General features: G+C 70.8%; 17 protein-coding genes. 6 read left to right on the top strand and 11 right to left on the bottom strand.

Translation table 11 applies throughout. From position 1 onward, the window contains the following. The first annotated feature begins 82 nt into the window (after positions 1-82). Positions 83-676 (top strand): acyl-CoA thioesterase, encoded by a 594-nt coding sequence (locus ACIBW9_RS22725; protein ID WP_398957723.1) that lies wholly within the window; start codon positions 83-85, stop codon positions 674-676. A 45-nt stretch (positions 677-721) separates the two neighbouring features. On the opposite strand, the gene ACIBW9_RS22730 is transcribed toward ACIBW9_RS22725, so the two are convergent. Next, positions 722-1879, bottom strand: coding sequence for an acyl-CoA dehydrogenase (locus ACIBW9_RS22730; RefSeq protein ID WP_344402106.1), 1158 nt, complete (start codon positions 1877-1879; stop codon positions 722-724). Positions 1880-2067: 188 nt separating this feature from the next. On the opposite strand from ACIBW9_RS22730, the gene ACIBW9_RS22735 reads away from it, so the two are divergent. After that, complete coding sequence (locus tag ACIBW9_RS22735; RefSeq protein ID WP_398957725.1) at positions 2068-3411, top strand: UDP-glucose dehydrogenase family protein; 1344 nt, start codon at positions 2068-2070, stop codon at positions 3409-3411. Positions 3412-3546: 135 nt separating this feature from the next. Here ACIBW9_RS22735 and ACIBW9_RS22740 read toward each other — a convergent pair whose 3' ends face one another. Further along, the gene (locus ACIBW9_RS22740; protein WP_398957727.1) at positions 3547-4047 is read right to left on the bottom strand and encodes a CGNR zinc finger domain-containing protein; all 501 of its coding nucleotides are present in this window, start codon (positions 4045-4047) and stop codon (positions 3547-3549) included. A gap of 82 nt (positions 4048-4129) precedes the next feature. Between ACIBW9_RS22740 and ACIBW9_RS22745 the strand changes: the two genes are divergently transcribed. After that, positions 4130-4489 (top strand): VOC family protein, encoded by a 360-nt coding sequence (locus ACIBW9_RS22745; RefSeq protein ID WP_398957730.1) that lies wholly within the window; start codon positions 4130-4132, stop codon positions 4487-4489. Between the two features lie 14 nt (positions 4490-4503). Continuing rightward, positions 4504-4893, top strand: a complete 390-nt coding sequence (locus tag ACIBW9_RS22750) for a VOC family protein (protein WP_266955999.1) — start codon at positions 4504-4506, stop codon at positions 4891-4893. Here the strand turns inward: ACIBW9_RS22750 and ACIBW9_RS22755 are convergent. From ACIBW9_RS22755 to ACIBW9_RS22770, 4 genes are all read right to left on the bottom strand, one after another. Further along, the gene (locus ACIBW9_RS22755; protein ID WP_398957732.1) at positions 4880-6010 is read right to left on the bottom strand and encodes a dipeptidase; all 1131 of its coding nucleotides are present in this window, start codon (positions 6008-6010) and stop codon (positions 4880-4882) included. The two genes, ACIBW9_RS22750 and ACIBW9_RS22755, sit on opposite strands and share 14 nt — an antisense overlap. A gap of 145 nt (positions 6011-6155) precedes the next feature. Next, a complete protein-coding gene (locus ACIBW9_RS22760; protein ID WP_398957735.1) occupies positions 6156-7340 on the bottom strand; it encodes a dipeptidase in 1185 nt (394 codons plus the stop codon). 5 nt (positions 7341-7345) lie between these two features. Continuing rightward, positions 7346-7849: a 5-(carboxyamino)imidazole ribonucleotide mutase gene (gene purE, locus ACIBW9_RS22765; RefSeq protein ID WP_398958694.1), complete on the bottom strand. Its 504-nt coding sequence runs from the start codon at positions 7847-7849 to the stop codon at positions 7346-7348. Positions 7850-7881: 32 nt separating this feature from the next. Continuing rightward, positions 7882-9021 carry a 5-(carboxyamino)imidazole ribonucleotide synthase gene (locus ACIBW9_RS22770; protein ID WP_398957737.1) on the bottom strand — a complete coding sequence of 380 codons (1140 nt, stop codon included), beginning with the start codon at positions 9019-9021 and terminating at the stop codon, positions 7882-7884. Between the two features lie 196 nt (positions 9022-9217). On the opposite strand from ACIBW9_RS22770, the gene ACIBW9_RS22775 reads away from it, so the two are divergent. Then, the gene (locus ACIBW9_RS22775) at positions 9218-9733 is read left to right on the top strand and encodes a GtrA family protein (protein WP_398957739.1); all 516 of its coding nucleotides are present in this window, start codon (positions 9218-9220) and stop codon (positions 9731-9733) included. Between the two features lie 338 nt (positions 9734-10071). Here ACIBW9_RS22775 and ACIBW9_RS22780 read toward each other — a convergent pair whose 3' ends face one another. Both ACIBW9_RS22780 and ACIBW9_RS22785 read right to left on the bottom strand, forming a co-directional pair. Then, the gene (locus ACIBW9_RS22780) at positions 10072-11346 is read right to left on the bottom strand and encodes an ATP-binding protein (protein WP_398957741.1); all 1275 of its coding nucleotides are present in this window, start codon (positions 11344-11346) and stop codon (positions 10072-10074) included. 71 nt (positions 11347-11417) lie between these two features. Next, positions 11418-12095, bottom strand: a complete 678-nt coding sequence (locus tag ACIBW9_RS22785) for a response regulator transcription factor (protein ID WP_030941720.1) — start codon at positions 12093-12095, stop codon at positions 11418-11420. A gap of 301 nt (positions 12096-12396) precedes the next feature. Between ACIBW9_RS22785 and ACIBW9_RS22790 the strand changes: the two genes are divergently transcribed. Beyond that, entirely contained in the window at positions 12397-13902 is a 1506-nt protein-coding gene (locus ACIBW9_RS22790) for a peptide MFS transporter (RefSeq protein WP_398957743.1), read from the top strand. 81 nt (positions 13903-13983) lie between these two features. On the opposite strand, the gene ACIBW9_RS22795 is transcribed toward ACIBW9_RS22790, so the two are convergent. Genes ACIBW9_RS22795 through ACIBW9_RS22805 form a run of 3 tightly spaced genes read right to left on the bottom strand, consistent with a single transcriptional unit; the run spans position 13984 to position 17191 of the window. Further along, positions 13984-15279 carry a hypothetical protein gene (locus ACIBW9_RS22795; protein WP_398957745.1) on the bottom strand — a complete coding sequence of 432 codons (1296 nt, stop codon included), beginning with the start codon at positions 15277-15279 and terminating at the stop codon, positions 13984-13986. Continuing rightward, positions 15276-16358, bottom strand: a complete 1083-nt coding sequence (locus tag ACIBW9_RS22800; protein WP_398957748.1) for a neocarzinostatin apoprotein domain-containing protein — start codon at positions 16356-16358, stop codon at positions 15276-15278. The genes ACIBW9_RS22795 and ACIBW9_RS22800 overlap by 4 nt, the downstream gene beginning before the upstream one ends. Beyond that, positions 16355-17191 carry a hypothetical protein gene (locus ACIBW9_RS22805; RefSeq protein ID WP_398957750.1) on the bottom strand — a complete coding sequence of 279 codons (837 nt, stop codon included), beginning with the start codon at positions 17189-17191 and terminating at the stop codon, positions 16355-16357. The genes ACIBW9_RS22800 and ACIBW9_RS22805 overlap by 4 nt, the downstream gene beginning before the upstream one ends. Positions 17192-17217: the final 26 nt, after the last annotated feature.

Here is a 17217-nt window from a genome sequence, read left to right on the forward strand (position 1 = left end):
GTGCCGGGAGCAGCCATGCCCTTCACAAGGGTCGTAGGAAAATCAGGGCACGCCTGTTGCGAAGCCAACACAAAGTCCGCAGATGTGGCCTCGTCATAAGGTGGGGGCCATGACAGACCAGGCCCCCGCCACGGAATCGGACACCTCGGATATACCGGAGGTTCCTGGCAAGCCCACCTCGGCGTCCCGGACCACGCTCAGTCACATCATGACGCACAATGACACGAACCTTCTGGGCACGGTGCACGGCGGCGTGATCATGAAGCTGGTGGACGACGCGGCGGGCGCGGTGGCAGGGCGGCACAGCGGCGGCCCCGCCGTCACGGCGTCGATGGACGAGATGGCGTTCCTGGAGCCGGTCCGCGTCGGCGACCTGGTACACGTCAAGGCGCAGGTCAACTGGACCGGCCGGACGTCGATGGAGGTCGGGGTCCGGGTCCTGGCCGAGCGCTGGAACGAGTCGACCCCGCCCACCCAGGTCGGCTCCGCCTATCTGGTCTTCGCCGCGGTGGACGCCGACGGCAAGCCCCGCCGGGTGCCGCCGGTGCTGCCGGAGACGGAGAAGGACCGGCGCCGCTACCAGGAGGCCCAGATCCGCCGCACCCACCGGCTGGCGCGGCGGCGGGCGATCATGGAGCTGCGCGAGAAGCGGGCGGCGGAGGGGCTGGACGACTGAAGGGCGCCAACCGGGGACGCCCTTCACCGCACAGCAGACCGACCGTTACGGCAGGTTCCGCGCCATCACGATGCGCTGGACCTGGTTGGTGCCCTCGTAGATCTGGGTGATCTTCGCGTCGCGCATCATGCGCTCCACCGGGTAGTCACGGGTGTAGCCGTAACCGCCGAGCAGCTGCACCGCGTCCGTGGTGACCTCCATCGCCACGTCCGAGGCGAAGCACTTGGCGGCGGCGCCCTGGAAGGTCAGGTCCTTGTCGCCGCGCTCGGAGGCGGCCGCGGCCTGGTAGGTGAGGGCGCGGGCGGCGGAGACCTTCATGGCCATGTCGGCCAGCATGAACTGGATGCCCTGGAAGTCGGCGATCGGCTTGCCGAACTGCTTGCGCTCCTGGACATAGCCCTTGGCGTAGTCGAGGGCGCCCTGCGCGACACCCAGCGCCTGGGCGGCGATGGTGATGCGGGTGTGGTCGAGGGTCTTCATCGCCGTGGCGAAGCCGGTGCCCTCCTCGCCGATCATGCGGTCGGCGGGGATGCGGACGTTGTCGAGGTAGACCTCGCGGGTCGGGGAGCCCTTGATGCCGAGCTTCTTCTCCGGGGCGCCGAAGGAGACGCCCTCGTCGGACTTCTCGACGACGAAGGCCGATATGCCCTTCGAGCGCTTGGACGGGTCCGTCACGGCCATCACCGTGTAGTACTCGGAGACGCCCGCGTTGGTGATCCAGCGCTTCACGCCGTTGAGCACCCAGTGGTCGCCGTCGCGGACCGCCTTCGTCTTCATGCCGGCCGCGTCGGAGCCCGCGTCCGGCTCGGAGAGGCAGTACGAGAACATCGCGTCGCCCTTGGCGAGCGGGCCCATGTACTTCTTCTTCAGCTCCTCGGAGCCGGAGAGGATCACCGGCAGGGAGCCCAGCTTGTTCACGGCCGGGATCAGGGACGAGGAGACGCACACGCGCGCCACCTCCTCGATCACGATGACCGTCGCCAGCGCGTCGGCGCCCGCGCCGCCGTACTCCTCGGGGACGTGCACCGCGTGCAGGTCGTTCGCGACCAGGGCCTCCAGGGCCTCCTGCGGGAAGCGGGCCTCCTCGTCCACGACGGCGGCGTAGGGCGCGATCTTCGCCTCGGCCAGTGAACGGATCGCGTCGCGGAGCATGTCGTGCTCCTCGGACGGGCGGTACAGGTCGAAGTCAGCCGATCCGGCCAAGGTTTCTCACGCTCCAAGGACGCTTCTGACGCACTGTGGTGATGGCGCTAATTACCGTTAAGTAACTCAAATTTTAGGGGGCCGCCCACGGGAGTGATACGTGAGCTTGGCGACAGCGGGAAAAGTGCCCGGCAAGCGGCCCGACTATGCTCGGCTCGGCACCCACCACGTCCCTCTCTGGAGCACCCATGGCCCTCAGGATCACCGTGATCGGCACCGGCTATCTCGGCGCGACACACGCCGCCGCGATGGCGGAGCTGGGCTTCGAGGTGCTCGCCCTGGACGTCGTACCGGAGAAGATCGAGAAGCTGGCGCGGGGCGAGGCCCCGATGTTCGAGCCGGGCCTGGACGAGCTGCTGCGCAAGCACGTCGCCGGGATCGAGGGATCCACCGGGCGGCTGCGCGTCACGATGGACTGGGCCGAGGTGGGGGCCTTCGGCGACGTCCACTTCCTGTGCATCAACACCCCGCAGAAGCACGGCGAGTACGCCTGCGACATGTCGTACGTCGACTCCGCCTTCGCCTCGCTGGCGCCGCATCTGACCGGGCCCGCCCTGGTCGTCGGCAAGTCGACCGTGCCGGTGGGGTCCGCCGACCGGCTGGCCCGCTTCCTCGTCGAGAACTCTCCGGCCGGCGAGGACGCCGAGCTGGCCTGGAACCCCGAGTTCCTGCGCGAGGGCTTCGCCGTCGACGACACCCTGCACCCCGACCGGATCGTGGTCGGCGTCCGCAGCGAGCGGGCGGAGAAGCTGCTGCGCGAGGTGTACGCGACGCCGCTCGCCGAGGGGACGCCGTTCGTCGTCACCGACTTCCCGACCGCCGAGCTGGTGAAGACCTCCGCGAACTCCTTCCTCGCCACCAAGATCTCCTTCATCAACGCGATGGCGGAGATGTGCGAGGCCTCGGGCGGTGACGTCACCAAGCTCGCCGAGGCGATCGGGTACGACGACCGGATCGGCAAGAAGTTCCTGCGGGCGGGGATCGGGTTCGGCGGCGGCTGTCTGCCCAAGGACATCCGGGCCTTCATGGCGCGCGCCGGTGAGCTCGGCGCCGACCAGGCGCTGACCTTCCTGCGCGAGATCGACTCGATCAACATGCGGCAGCGCGGGCAGATGGTGGAGCTGGCCCGGCAGGCGCTCGGCGGCGGGCCCTTCCTGGGCAAGCGGGTCGCGGTGCTCGGCGCCACCTTCAAGCCCGACTCGGACGACGTCCGCGACTCCCCCGCCCTGAACGTCGCCGGTCAGATCCACCTCCAGGGCGGCCAGGTCACCGTGTACGACCCGAAGGGCATGGACAACGCCCGCAAGGTCTTCCCGACGCTGGGCTACGCCGACACGGCGCTGGAGGCCGTGCGGGGCGCCGACGTGGTGCTGCACCTGACGGAGTGGCGGGAGTTCCGCGAGCTGGACCCGGCGCAGCTGGGCGAGGTCGCGGCGGCCCGGGTGATTCTGGACGGGCGCAACGCCCTCGACCCGGAGCTGTGGCGCAAGGCCGGGTGGACGTACCGGGCCATGGGGCGCCCTACAGCGTGAGAGAGCCGTAGGGGCTGAAAGCGCCCCGGAGGCGAACGAACAATCAAGAGGGGACGCCGGTTCGGCCGAGGCTCAGTCGGCCGAACCGGCGTCTTGTTGCATTCTGCACCACCGGCCGAGGGCGCTGCCGGAGAACTACTTCGCCCGGTACCGGCGCATTTTCGCGCGCGCCCCGCACACCTGCATGGAGCACCAGCGGCCGCGCCCTGCCGGACTGCGGTCGTAGTACGCCCAGTGGCAGGTGACCGACTCGCAGGCCTTCAGGCGCAGCCAGGTACCGGCGACGAGTGATTCGGCGACGGCGGCGGCGACTCGGGAGAGCAGGGGGCCCGCGTCGGCCGGGGCGAGGGCCGCCGAGCCGTCCGCGGTGTCGACGGTCACGCGCAGGGGCGCCGAGGCCAACAGTGCGCCCAGGGGCGTCACCGTGGCGTGCGGCGGATGACCGGCGTGGGCGAGCAGTACGGCGCGCAGCGACTCGCGCAGCTCGCGCGCGGCCGGCACCTCCGCCTCCGCGAGACCGAACCGCGCCCGGCCGTCCGCCGTGTCCAGCGCGTCGGCGCCGGACTCGATGTCCAGCGTGTTCACCAGGGACTCGACCAGGACCAGGCTCCCCGGCGCGGCCGATCTCTCACTCATGCTTGCGACGTTACCTCCAATGAGGCAGCATGCAGTAACCGTTACTGCATGACCGCATCTACAGGTAACGCAGGAGGAAGTCATGGCTCTCGCCAAACTGGGCGCCGTCGTCCTGGACTGTCCCGACCCGAGCGCGCTGGCCGGGTTCTACGCCGAGGTGCTGGGCGGCACCGTGGAGACGGAGGACGGCTGGGCGGACCTCACCACCCCCGACGGCCGGGCGCTGGCCTTCCAGGCCTCCCCCGGCTTCGTCGCCCCCGAATGGCCCGCGCCCGACCACTCGCAGCAGTTCCACCTGGACCTGACCGTCGAGGACCTGGACGCGGCCGAGGCGGGTGTGCTGGCGCTCGGCGCCAAGCCCCTGGACGCCGACGACCGCTCGCGCACCTGGCGGGTTTACGCGGATCCGGCCGGGCACCCGTTCTGTCTCTGCGCCTGCTGAACCGGGAGGACACCATGCCAGTGGCCCGCTTCCGCTCCGTCGTCCTCGACTGCCCCGACCCGCGCGCACTCGCCCGCTTCTACGCGGGCGTCGCGGGCGGTACGCCCGAGGAGGAGGACCCCGACTGGGTCGTCCTGCACATCCCCGGCGGGCCCCGGCTCGCCTTCCAGCGGGCGGAGGGCCTCACGCCCCCCGAGTGGCCGCGTGCGGACCGCAACTCACAGCAGTTCCACCTCGACTTCGACGCAGGGTCGACCTGGGAGGAGATCGACGCGGCGCACGAGAAGGTGCTGGCGCTGGGGGCGCGGCCGCTGGACCTGGAGGACCGGGAGAAGAAGGACTTCCAGGTGTACGCCGACCCGGCCGGGCATCCGTTCTGCCTGTGCCGGATCAGCGAACCGTAGACCGGCCGTCGGCCTGCGCGATCGTCGCCGTCGAGGGCTCCCGGCGCTCCTGCAGCGCGCGGGCCGTGAAGTCGGCCGTACGCAGCACGCGCTGTACGTTTCCCCAGGTCAGCAGGGCGACGTCGGGCTCGGACCAGCCGCGGCGCAGAAGTTCGGCGATGAGGTGCGGGTAGCAGGAGGCGTCGCCCAGGTCCTGGGGGTGGGCGGTGCCGGCGTCGTAGGTGCCGGACAGGCCGACGCAGTCCGGGCCCGCCACCTCGCGCACATGGTCGAGGTGATCGGCGACGTCCTGGACGGACGGGCCCGTCTGGTCCGGTGTCAGCGGCACCATGCACAGGCCCTTGGCGGCCCCCAGCCGGGTGAGCAGGTCGTCGCAGAGGTTGGCCGGGTGGGGGCGCAGGGTGGCGGAGGCGGAGCGGGTGAACAGGACCGGCGCCCTGGAGACCGCCAGGGTGCGGCGGACGGTGTCGGAGGAGGCACCGGAGAGGTCGGCGAGCACACCGAGCCGGTTCATCTCCCGCAGGACCTCCTCGCCGAACCGGGTGAGCCCGTCCTCGCTCGCCCAGGACACCCCGGACAGCGTGAGGACGCGCAGGCCCAGGGTGTGCAGGGCGCGCAGGATGCCGAGGGAGTCGCCGAGCGCGGCGGCTTCGGCGGGGCCGAGCAGCACGGCGATACGGCCGCAGTTGTGGGCGTCGGTGGCCTCTCCGGCGGTGCAGACGAGGCGCAGCCCCTCGGGATGGGCGCGCGCCACGATGTTCACGAGGTCCAGCTGCTCCAGGGTGGCCGCGACGATCCGGTCGCCGTCGATGCCCTCCGGCAGGTGCAGCGACCCGAACAGCATGCCGACGTGCCCCTCGTGCAGCCGCGGCACATCCGTCTCGACATCGCTCTCGCCGAGTTCCAGGTCGTACCAGGACAGATGCCTGAGGGCCCAGGGGAGCCCGTTGTAACCGTCGGCGACGGGATGGACGGCGAGGATGGCATGGGCGCGCTCCACGGGGTCGGCGCCCGGATCGGAGACGGGCTGGTAGGACCCGGCCTTGAAGGGGTCCGGCAGGCCGATGCCGTCAAGCTCCCCGATGGTCTGCAGTTCGTCGTCCTGGAGGTCTGCCATGGCGGGCTCCGTACGTCGTGAATCGTCCCCAAGGGGTACGGTCACCGTCGCACGGGGGCGCGGGGCGCTTCCTGGTGAACGGGGCGTTCGGGGGTACCGGAACCGACCAGCGGTTGGCGGATCCCGAAACGCCCCGCCCCGGCGGTCAGCCGTCCAGGGACTCGATGGTCGCGTTGGACGGCGGGCGGGTCGCTTGGAGCTCGCGGGCCACGTCCTCCGCCGCGGCCAGCACCCGTACCGAGTTCTGCCAGGTCAGCTTGGCCAGGTCGGGCTTCGACCAGCCTCGGTCCAGGAGTTCGGCGATCAGGTTCGGATAGCCCGAGACATCGTTCAGGCCGTCCGGGGTGAAGGCCGTGCCGTCGTAGTCGCCGCCGATGCCGAGATGGTCGATGCCGGCGACCTCGCGCATGTGGTCCAGGTGGTCGGCGACCGTGGAGACCGTGGCGACCGGGCGCGGGTTGCGCTCCTCGAAGGCGCGGTGCACCTTCATCGCCTCCGGGGTCGTCTCGAGGTGGTGGAAGCCGTGCGAGCGCAGGTTCTCGTCCGCGGCCGCCGTCCAGTCCACGGCCGCCTGGAGCACGAACTTCGGCACGAACGTCACCATCGCCACGCCACCGTTCGCGGGCAGCCGCTCCAGCACGTCGTCGGGGATGTTCCGCGGGTGGTCGCAGACGGCCCGGGAGGAGGAGTGGGAGAAGATCACCGGCGCGGACGTGGCGTCCAGCGCGTCCCGCATCGTCGTCGCCGCCACGTGCGAGAGGTCGACGAGCATGCCGAGCCGGTTCATCTCCCGGACCACCTCGCGGCCGAAGGCCGTGAGGCCGCCGACGCTCGGCTCGTCGGTCGCCGAGTCCGCCCACGGGATGTTGTCGTTGTGGGTGAGCGTCATGTAGCGCACACCCAGCCCGTACAGACCGCGCAGCGTGCCGAGCGAGCAGGCGATGGAGTGCCCGCCCTCCGCGCCCATGAGGGAGGCGATACGGCCGTCCCTGCGCGCCGCCTCCATGTCGGCGGCCGTCAGCGCGGGCGCCAGGTCCGCCGGGTAGCGCGCCAGCAACTGCCGTACGCAGTCGATCTGTTCGAGCGTCGCGGGCACCGCGTCCGGCAGATCGGAGCGGACGTACACCGACCAGTACTGCGCGCCGACGCCGCCCTCGCGCAGGCGCGGGATGTCGGTGTGCAGATGGGCGTTCTGGCGTACGGCGATGTCGCGGGCGTCGAGGTCGTAGCGGACCTGCCCGCGCAGCGCCCAGGGCAGGTCGTTGTGGCCGTCGACGACCGGGAACTCGGTGAGGAGCTCCCGGGCCGCCTGCAGTGCGGCGGAGGTCATCGCCGTCACTTCCGGGAGCCGAAGCCGAAGCCGTTCGACCCCTCGACCTTGGCGCGCAGGCGCTTGCCCTTCTCGGTGGCCTGGTCGTTCAGCTCCTGCTGGAACTCCCGCATACGGCCGAGGAGTTCCTCGTCCTGGGTGGCCAGGATGCGGGCCGCGAGCAGACCCGCGTTGCGGGCGCCGGCGACGGACACGGTCGCGACGGGCACCCCGGCCGGCATCTGCACGATCGACAGCAGGGAGTCCATGCCGTCCAGGTACTTCAGCGGCACCGGGACGCCGATGACCGGCAGCGGGGTGACGGAGGCGAGCATCCCGGGCAGGTGGGCGGCGCCCCCGGCGCCCGCGATGATCACCTTGAGTCCCCGCTCGGCGGCCTGCTCGCCGTACGTGATCATCTCGCGCGGCATGCGGTGCGCGGAGACGACGTCGACCTCGTAGTCGATCTCGAACTCGTCGAGGGCCTGGGCGGCGGCCTCCATCACGGGCCAGTCGGAGTCCGAACCCATGACGATGCCCACGAGGGGGCCGGCAGCGGTGCTCATTCGGTGATCGTGCCTCTCAGGTAACCGGCTGCGTGACGTGCGCGCTCGAGGACGTCGTCCAGGTCGTCGCCGTAGGTGTTGACGTGGCCCACTTTGCGGCCGGGCTTCACGTCCTTGCCGTACATGTGGATCTTCAGCTGGGGGTCGCGGGCCATGCAGTGCAGATACGCGGAGTACATGTCCGGGTAGTCGCCGCCGAGGACGTTGACCATCACGGTCCACTTGGCGCGCGGACGCGGGTCGCCGAGCGGGAGGTCGAGGACCGCGCGGACGTGGTTGGCGAACTGGGAGGTTATCGCGCCGTCCTGGGTCCAGTGGCCGGAGTTGTGGGGGCGCATCGCGAGCTCGTTGACGAGGATGCGGCCGTCGCGGGTCTGGAACAGCTCGACGGCGAGGTGGCCGACGACGTCCAGTTCCTTGGCGATGCGCAGGGCCATCTCCTCCGCCCGCAGGGCGACGGCCTCGTCCAGGTCGGGCGCGGGCGCGATCACGGTGTCGCAGACGCCGTTCACCTGCTGGGACTCGACGACGGGGTAGGCGACCGCCTGGCCGTGCGGGGAGCGCACGACGTTCGCCGCCAGCTCCCGTACGTAGTCGACCTTCTCCTCGGCGAGGACCGGGACGCCCGCGCGGAACGGGTCCTCGGCCTCGGTCACGTCGTCGACGACCCACACGCCCTTGCCGTCGTATCCGCCGCGGACGGTCTTGAGGACGACGGGGAAGCCGTCGCCCTCCGCCGCGAAGGCGGCCACGTCCGCCGGATCGGTCACGATCCGGTGCCGCGGGCACGGCACGCCGATCGCATCGAGCCGCGCGCGCATCACGCCCTTGTCCTGGGCGTGCACGAGCGCGTCGGGGCCGGGACGCACGGGGATGCCGTCCGCCTCCAGCGCCCTGAGGTGCTCGGTGGGTACGTGTTCGTGGTCGAAGGTGATCACATCGCAGCCCTTCGCGAACTCGCGCAGCGTGTCGAGGTCGCGATAGTCGCCGATGACGACATCGCCGACGACCTGCGCCGCGGAGTCCTGAGGGGTGTCACTGAGGAGCTTGAACCTGATGCCGAGCGGAATGCCTGCCTCGTGTGTCATACGAGCGAGCTGGCCTCCGCCGACCATGCCGACTACGGGGAACGTCACGCTCCTAGGGTATCGGCCACGCCACGTCGGCCGGTTTCCGGCCGTTTCCGGGGTCTCTTACTCCTGCCTTTCCGGGCTTTTCCGGTCTTCTTCCCCACCTCTATCCCGTCTGTGAACCCAACGACAAGCGTTTGAGAAGGGGGGTGGTTAGCATGGCTGAGTTGACGAAACCGACCGAATGGGGGCCTGCACGGCCATGGGACATGGTTCCGCCGGGCTGCGAAGGCTCGCACACGAGATTGCCAAGTTCGGTGCGGTGGGTGCCCTGGGCACCGTCGTCAACTTCGGAGTCTCCAATCTGCTCTGGCACCTCACGAGCCTGCAGGCCGTACGCGCCAACGTGATCGCCACGGTGGTCGCGATCGGCGTCAACTACCTGGGGTTCCGCTACTTCACCTACCGTGACCGCGACAAGAGCGCCCGGACGAAGGAGCTCACCCTCTTCCTGGCCTTCAGCGCGGTCGGCCTGGTGATCGAGAACGGCATCCTCTACGCGGCCATCTACGGCTTCGGCTGGGACAGCTCGCTGGAGCGCAACATCTTCAAGGTCGTCGGCATCGGGCTCGGCACGCTGTTCCGGTTCTGGTCGTACCGCTCGTGGGTGTTCAAGGCACTGCCGGCCCACGAGGCCGTCGCCGACGCCGAATCGATCCTGGAGGAGGCCGAAGCGGCCGAGGCCCGCCGCCCGAAGCCCGAGGCCCGCGTGAGCTGAGCGCTCCGCCCGCTGTGCCGAGGCGCTGAGCCTCCCGAACCGCCGCCCCCCGGCCGCCGCCGGGGGCTTTCGGCGTCACCAGGCTCCTCGCCTCCGCCGACCGCCGCCTCAACGGCGTACCCGGACCCGGCCGAGACCCCGAACCGAGCGCCCCTGCCGGAACCGCCCCTCCCACGTGAGCCACACCGCCGCCCAGGGGGACCGGGCTCAGCGGACCCGTCCTCCGCCGAGCGCCGCCTCAACGGCGTACCCGGACCCGGCCGAGACCCCGAACCGAGCCGCCCCTGCCGGAACCACCCCTCCCACGTGAGCCACACCGCCGCCCAGGGGGACCGGGCTCAGCGGACCATCGGCTCCTCGTCCTCCGCCGGTGGCCGCTTCAGCGGGGTGCGGGACAGGAAGAGCCCGAACACCGGCGGCTGGGTCTGCAGCATCTCCAGGCGGCCGCCGTCCGCCTCCGCCAGGTCCCGCGCCACCGCCAGACCGATGCCCGTGGAGTTCCGTCCGCTGATCGTGCGCTCGAAGATCCGCGCACCGAGGTCGGCGGGCACGCCCGGCCCCTCGTCGGTGACCTCCACGACCGCCTGGTTGCCTGTCACCCGGGTCCGCAGCGCCACCGTGCCCCCGCCGTGCATCAGCGAGTTCTCGATCAGCGCCGCCAGCACCTGTGCGACCGCGCCCGGTGTGCCGACCGCCTGCAGATGCCGTTTGCCGGAGCTGACGATCGCCCGCCCGGCCTGGCGGTAGGCGGGCCGCCACTCGGCGAGCTGCTGCTGGATGACCTCGTCGAGGTCGAAGGAGACGGCACTGCCGGTACGGGGGTCACGGGCGTTGGTCAGCAGCCGCTCGACCACGTCCGTGAGCCGCTCGACCTGGGTGAGGGCGACATTGGCCTCCTCCTTCACCGTGTCCGGGTCGTCGGTGAGGGTGATCTCCTCCAGCCGCATCGACAGCGCGGTCAGCGGTGTGCGCAGCTGATGGGAGGCGTCGGCGGCCAGGCGCCGCTCGGCGGTGAGCATGCGGCCGATGCGCTCGGCGGAGGAGTCCAGGACGTCCGCCACCCGGTCCAGCTCGGGAACGCCGTACCGCTTGTGGCGGGGCCGCGGATCGCCGGAGCCGAGCCGCTCGGCGGTCTCCGCGAGGTCGGTGAGCGGGGAGGCGAGCCGGTTGGCCTGCCGGATCGCCAGCAGTACGGCGGCCACCACGGCGAGCAGCGCGACCAGCCCGATGATCAGCAGCGTGCGGCCGACCTCCCGGCTCACGGTCGAACGCGGCTCCTCGACGACGACCCGCTCGCCCTCCTCACCGGTGGCCCGGCCGCGGATGACCTCGCCCTCGGGCTTGGTGCCGACCGCGATGGCCGACTGCCCCGGGATCTCGATCACGGCGTACCGCTCCCCCGTGACCTGTCCCTTCAGCACCTCCGCGCTGACCGTCCCGGCCCCGATGAGCCGGCTGTCCACGATGCTGGCCAGCCGCTGCGCCTCGGAGCTCACCCGCTCCTGGGCACTGTTGCTGATGGTCCGCGTCTCGACGATGACGAGAGACACGCCGAAGACGGCGATGACCACGAGCACGACGGCAAGCGTGGACTGGATGAGACGACGACGCACGAGGCCCTCCGGGCAGTGGCTTTACGACGACCAGTGTGCCTCGGGGCCCTGCCGACTCCGACCGGCTACTGCTAGCTCTTCTCGAACCGGAAACCCACACCCCGCACGGTGGCGATGTACCGGGGGTTCGCCGCGTCGTCGCCCAACTTCTTGCGCAGCCAGGAGATGTGCATGTCGAGGGTCTTGGTGGACGACCACCAGGTGGTGTCCCACACCTCGCGCATCAACTGGTCCCGGGTGACGACCCGGCCGGCGTCCCGCACCAGCACCCGCAGCAGGTCGAACTCCTTGGCGGTGAGCTGGAGTTCCTCGTCGCCCATCCACGCCCGGTGCGACTCGACGTCGATCCGCACGCCGTGCGTGGCGGGCGGCTGCGCCGGCTCGGCCGCACCGCGCCGCAGCAGGGCCCGGACACGGGCGAGCAGTTCGGCGAGGCGGAACGGCTTGGTGACGTAGTCGTCGGCGCCCGCGTCGAGGCCGACGACGGTGTCCACCTCGTCGGCACGCGCGGTCAGGATGAGGATCGGCACGGTGTGGCCTTCGGCGCGCAGCCGGCGGGCGACCTCGAGGCCGTCCATGCCGGGCAGACCGAGGTCCAGCACGACCAGGTCGATGCCGCCGGCGTTTCCGGCGTCGAGCGCGGTGGGTCCGTCCTCGCGCACCTCGACCTCGTAACCTTCCCGGCGCAGGGCACGGGCCAGCGGCTCCGAGATGGACGCGTCGTCCTCGGCGAGCAGTACACGGGTCATGAGGTGATGGTAGTCCGCTCTTGACAGGTGCTGTGGTGTGATCGGCACCCGTGATTCTTACCTTCGGACGCTCCGAGACGAACCTGTGTCTGTGCGGTGCCATCGTCGGAGAGACCTTGGAAAAGGTGTGTAGGGTTCCACCTCCACCTGTGATTCCGGTCTCAAGTCCTTCCATATCCGGCACTGTCCTGCCGTATGGTGAAACAACGCCTGTAGCACTGCGGGGACCTTTGGCAACCACTTGACGCCGAAGGTCTCTTTTGTGTGCGGTAAACCCCCACCAGCACAGCAAGGAACGACCATGGCGTCCAGCCTGACGAAGGACTCGGTCCGCCCGGACACCCCCGGCTCCGAGAAGACCTTCTTCGGCCACCCTCGCGGACTGGCCACCCTCTTCATGACCGAGATGTGGGAGCGTTTCTCCTACTACGGCATGAGGGCCCTGCTCCCGCTCTACCTCGTGGCCCCGGGTGGCCTGCACCTGAACGCGGGCACGGCGACTGCGATCTACTCGGTGTACGTGTCGCTCGTGTACCTGCTCGCCCTGCCCGGCGGCTGGGTCGCGGACCGCTTCCTCGGTCCCCGCAAGACGGTCGCCGTCGCGGGTCTGATCATCATGCTCGGCCACCTGTGCCTCGCGCTGCCCGCGGCCGCGAGCTTCTTCGTCGGCCTGGGTCTGGTCGCCATCGGTTCGGGTCTGCTCAAGGCCAACATCTCGACCATGGTCGGCCACCTCTACAAGGGTCCCGAGGACCCGCGCCGGGACGGCGGCTTCACGCTCTTCTACATCGGCATCAACCTGGGCGCCTTCGTCGCGCCGTTCGCCATCGGCACCGTCGGTGAGAACGTCAACTGGCACCTGGGCTTCGCGATGGCCGCGCTCGGCATGGCGCTGGGCCTGGCCCAGTACCTGCTGGGCAGTCGCCACCTGAGCGAGCGGAGCAGCGTGGTCCCGACCCCGCTCACCGCCCAGGAGAAGGCCGCCACCCTGCGCAAGGGCCTGATCTGGCTGGCCGTCGCGGTCGTCTTCTACGGCCTCGTCGGCGGCACCGGCCACTTCACTCTCAACTGGGCGCTGATCCCGCTCACCGTCATCGGCCTGATCGTGCCGATCCTGGTCATCGGCCGGATGCTGCGGGACAAGGACCTGGAGCCGGCCGAGAAGTCGAAGGTGCGGGCGTACATCTGGTTCTTCGCCGCCGCCGCCGTCTTCTGGATGATCTACGACCAGGGTGGTTCGACCCTGTCGCTGTTCGCGAGCAGCTCGGCCAAGAACACGATCCTCGGCTGGGGCTTCCCGGTCTCCTGGTACCAGTCGGTCAACCCGGTGATGGTGATGGCTCTGGCGCCGGTCTTCGCCTGGCTGTGGCTGTGGCTGAACCGGCGCGGCAGCGAGCCGAGCACCATCGTGAAGTTCGCCTCCGGTCTGATCCTGATCGGTGCGTCCTTCTTCGTCTTCCTCGCCCCGCTGTCCATCGCCGAGGGCGGCCACAAGGCCGCGGCGATGTGGCTGGCCGCGATCTACTTCGTGCAGACCGTCGGTGAGCTGACGCTGTCCCCGGTGGGTCTGTCCGTGACGACGAAGATGGCGCCGAAGAAGTACGCCTCCCAGATGATGGGCGTCTGGTTCCTCGCGGTCACCGCGGGCGACTCGGTCACGGCCCTGTTGTCGAACCCGGCCGTCGGCGGGGTCAACCTCGACAAGACGGGCTTCGTCGCCCTGGAGGCGGTGCTCGCCGTGATCGCGGGTGTCGCGGTGTGGATGTACCGCAGCAAGGTCAACAAGCTGATGGGCGACGTCCACTGACGTGGTCCTGGCCGAGAGGGCCGCTGCACCCGGTGGTGCAGCGGCCCTCTCCGTTGTCGAGCCCCGCGTCCCTCGAAGCCGCTACCGGACCCGGCGGCCCGGCAGGAACGTGAAGACCGCCGCGCCGAGCAGCACCGCGGTGCCTGCCACCAGACCCAGAGCCTTCAAGGCCCCATGGCTGTCCGAGCCCGTTTCCGCCAGGCCGCCGCTCGACGAACCGGTGGACGACGTACCGCCCGAGCCCGACGACGAACCCCCCGACGCGCCGCTCGCCTGTTGTGTCGTGTCCAGGGTCAGGGAGACCTCGGTCCTGTCGGGCTTGCAGGTGGTCGTCGTGCCCAGGGCGTTGATGGTGAGGACGCCCGGGGACAGGGTCGACCTCCCGTCCGCGCCCGGCTTGTAGGTGCCCGTCAGATCGGGGATCTCGATGGGTTCGCCGGACTTGATGTCCTTGGCGTTCGTCGGGCCCTCGACGTGCACCGTGCCCTTGTCGGCGCCGCCCAGGACCACCTCCATCGACGGCTTGACCGAGCCCTTGGGGATGTCGGCGGGGCTGTCCATCACGGACTTCCTGAACCGCACGGTGAGGTCGAAACTGCCGCCGTTCTTCCTGGCGTCGATCTGGATGGGCGAGGTCGCCTTCTTCTCACCGATGGGCGACTGGCAGGTGTACGGGATGTCGACCTGCTTGCCGGTGAAGTCGGTCTGGCCGCTGCCGGTGCCGTCACTGGCGGAAGCGGAGGCCGACACGGACGGCGAGGCGGACGGGGAGGCCGAGTCCGTCGGCTGCGGTGTCGTGCTCGACGAGCTGCCGTCGCCCGGCGACACCTGGATCGTCGCCGCCTTCTGCACCGTCTCCTTCGGCGTGCACTTGGTGTCCGTCGACATGGCGTTGATGGTGTACGCGTCCGGCGTCAGCGTCACCTCGCCCGGTGCCGTCAGCTTCAGGCTGCCCTTCATGTCGGACAGCACCATGGCGCCGCCCTTGGGGATGGCCGGGTTCGTGCGCGTGCCCTGCATCGCGATGGCGGCGGCCTGCGCGCCGGCCGCCTTCAACACCCCGGACGGCTGCACCGAGTTGGCGGGCAGGTCGATGATGTCCGGGTTCTTGGAGGCGGCCTGGACGAACTTCCATACGACGTCCACCGTGTCGCCCACCTTCGCCGTGGCCGGCGCGGTGATCTCGACCTTCGTGGTGCCGTCGACGGGAGTGATGCCCGCGGGCGGCACGCAGTGCGTCGCGAACGACACCTCCGCGGCCTGCGCGGGCCCGGCGGCCAGGCCCAGCAGGATGCCTGCCGAGCCCAGTACCAGCGCGGCGCCCGCCGCACCCGCTCTCCCGCTGCCGACCGGTGTGACTCTCCTGCGCTTTCTCACGGGGGTCCCTTCCTGGTGGGAGTCGTAGGACTCGTCGGGCTGTCGTCGTGGTGCGGTGCGGAGAGCCGACCGGCCGTGCCCGGATCGGAGTCCGGGGTGAACCACGGCAGGGTCGAGTTCGAGGGGGGCTCCTGGGCCGCGGCCCTGGCGGGGAACTTCGGCATGCGCAGGGACAGTTCGGGCAGCCGTAGTCCCCGGTGCCGGAGGCCGCCCGCGCGGCGCGGCCGCACCCGGTCCACGATCGCCATCCCGGCGCGGAACAGCGCGGCCGGCACGACCACGCAGACCAGCAGCCAGAACAGGGTCACGCCCCACGGGCGGCCCACGCCCCAGGGCTGCTCGGCGAGGACCTTGCCGCTGTACTTGAGGGAGACGGTGTAGTCGCCGTGCGCGCCCGCCGTCAGCTCGACGGGGAGTCTGATCTCCGCCTTCTTGCCGGGTGCGATGGTGCCGCGCCACTCCTGGTCCTCCCACTGCGGGGCGAACACGCCGTGGGAGGTGCCGAGCTGGAAGACCGGGTTCCTGATCGCGGTGGTGCCGGCGTTGCCGACGGTGAAGACGAGGGTGCGCGCGGGCGGTGCGCCGAACCAGGTGAGCAGGCCGCTCGACCCGTCGAGCCGGGTGTCCGTGAGGACCGCGAGGCGCCCGCCGGACGGCTCGGCGGGCAGCGGTTCGACGGCGTGTCCGGCCACCTGGAAGACCGCGTCCGCCTGCGCCTTCGCGCCCTCGACGGTCGCCACGTGCACCACGCACGGGCACGGCACCGGCGGCTCGGCGACCGGCAGCTTCTTGCTGAAGGACCCCTTGGCGTCGGTGGTGACGGCCCTGCCGTCCGAGTTGGCGCAGGAGTTGGTGCCGCCGATCACGCCCCGGGACGGGGTCGCCTGCCCGCAGACCAGCACCATCAGCAGGGCGTTCGGCCGCCAGCCGCTGCCGCTGACGGTGATCGAACCGCCGGTGCCGGCCTGGGACTTGGAGAGCCCGACGGTCGGCCCGTCCGCCGCTGCCGTGCCCGCCAGGGGCAGCAGGAGCAGCGCGAGCACCACCGGCAGGGCCGTGATCCGCAGCTTGCCCTTCACGTCACCGCTCCCGTCAACTCGACTTCCGTACGCGGGGATTCGAGCGCCTCGCCGTCGCCCGTCCGGCGCCCACGACGCCGTAGACCTCGTACGAGAAGCAGCGCGACCCCCGCCACCACCGCACCCGCCACCCCCGACACCGCTCCCCACGGCACGAACCGCGCCACCACGCCGCCGGAGTCGCGCGCGCCGCCCGCCGCCGTCACGGTCAGCCGTACGTCGACCGAGTCCAGGGCGGGGCGGTCGGGCCACGGTTCGGCGAGACGGAGACGGTGGCCGGGGCGGAGGCGGACGGGCAGGGTGCGCGGGGCTCGGTCGAGGACCGTGCCGAAGACGCCGTCGACATGCACCGCAAGGCTCGGCACGAGATCCGTGGTGCCGCGGTTGACCAGGTCATACGTGATGCGGTCGCCCCGCACGGCCACGCGCTCCACGGTCAGCGCGGACAACGCCGGTCCGCCCACCCGCAGACGGAGCGGGACCGTGCCTCTGCGACCGTCCTGGTCCCGGGCGACGATCTCGCCACTGCGATCACCCCGCGCAGTCACCACGAACGGCACGTCGGCCCGCGTACGGGCGGGCACCCGCACCCGCTCGGCGGCGAACACGACGGGAACCCCGCTGCCACGCAGCCGCACCGTGACCGCCCGTCCACTCCGGTTGACCACGGAGACCGTGTCCTGGAGAACGGCCCCAGGCGCACCCTCGGCGTAGACGGAGGGCCGCCCACCACCCGAGGGCACCAACGACCACCCGTCGGCACCGGAAGCCGTAGGCGCAGCGGTCAGCACGAACAGGACGGACACGAACAGGACACGGACGGCAGACGGCATCCGGCGGCTCCAGCGGTCGTAGCTCG

The sequence above is a fragment of the Streptomyces sp. NPDC049541 genome, from assembly GCF_044465725.1.
Classification (GTDB): Bacteria; Actinomycetota; Actinomycetes; order Streptomycetales; family Streptomycetaceae; genus Streptomyces.

Coding starts and splice junctions, on each gene's coding strand:
- ACIBW9_RS22725 (WP_398957723.1), top strand. CDS start 83: ATGTGGCCTCGTCATAAGGTGGGGGCCATGACAGACCAGGCCCCCGCC.
- ACIBW9_RS22735 (WP_398957725.1), top strand. CDS start 2,068: ATGGCCCTCAGGATCACCGTGATCGGCACCGGCTATCTCGGCGCGACA.
- ACIBW9_RS22740 (WP_398957727.1), bottom strand. CDS start 4,047: ATGAGTGAGAGATCGGCCGCGCCGGGGAGCCTGGTCCTGGTCGAGTCC.
- ACIBW9_RS22745 (WP_398957730.1), top strand. CDS start 4,130: ATGGCTCTCGCCAAACTGGGCGCCGTCGTCCTGGACTGTCCCGACCCG.
- ACIBW9_RS22750 (WP_266955999.1), top strand. CDS start 4,504: ATGCCAGTGGCCCGCTTCCGCTCCGTCGTCCTCGACTGCCCCGACCCG.
- ACIBW9_RS22755 (WP_398957732.1), bottom strand. CDS start 6,010: ATGGCAGACCTCCAGGACGACGAACTGCAGACCATCGGGGAGCTTGAC.
- ACIBW9_RS22760 (WP_398957735.1), bottom strand. CDS start 7,340: ATGACCTCCGCCGCACTGCAGGCGGCCCGGGAGCTCCTCACCGAGTTC.
- purE (WP_398958694.1), bottom strand. CDS start 7,849: ATGGGTTCGGACTCCGACTGGCCCGTGATGGAGGCCGCCGCCCAGGCC.
- ACIBW9_RS22775 (WP_398957739.1), top strand. CDS start 9,218: ATGGGACATGGTTCCGCCGGGCTGCGAAGGCTCGCACACGAGATTGCC.
- ACIBW9_RS22785 (WP_030941720.1), bottom strand. CDS start 12,095: ATGACCCGTGTACTGCTCGCCGAGGACGACGCGTCCATCTCGGAGCCG.
- ACIBW9_RS22790 (WP_398957743.1), top strand. CDS start 12,397: ATGGCGTCCAGCCTGACGAAGGACTCGGTCCGCCCGGACACCCCCGGC.
- ACIBW9_RS22805 (WP_398957750.1), bottom strand. CDS start 17,191: ATGCCGTCTGCCGTCCGTGTCCTGTTCGTGTCCGTCCTGTTCGTGCTG.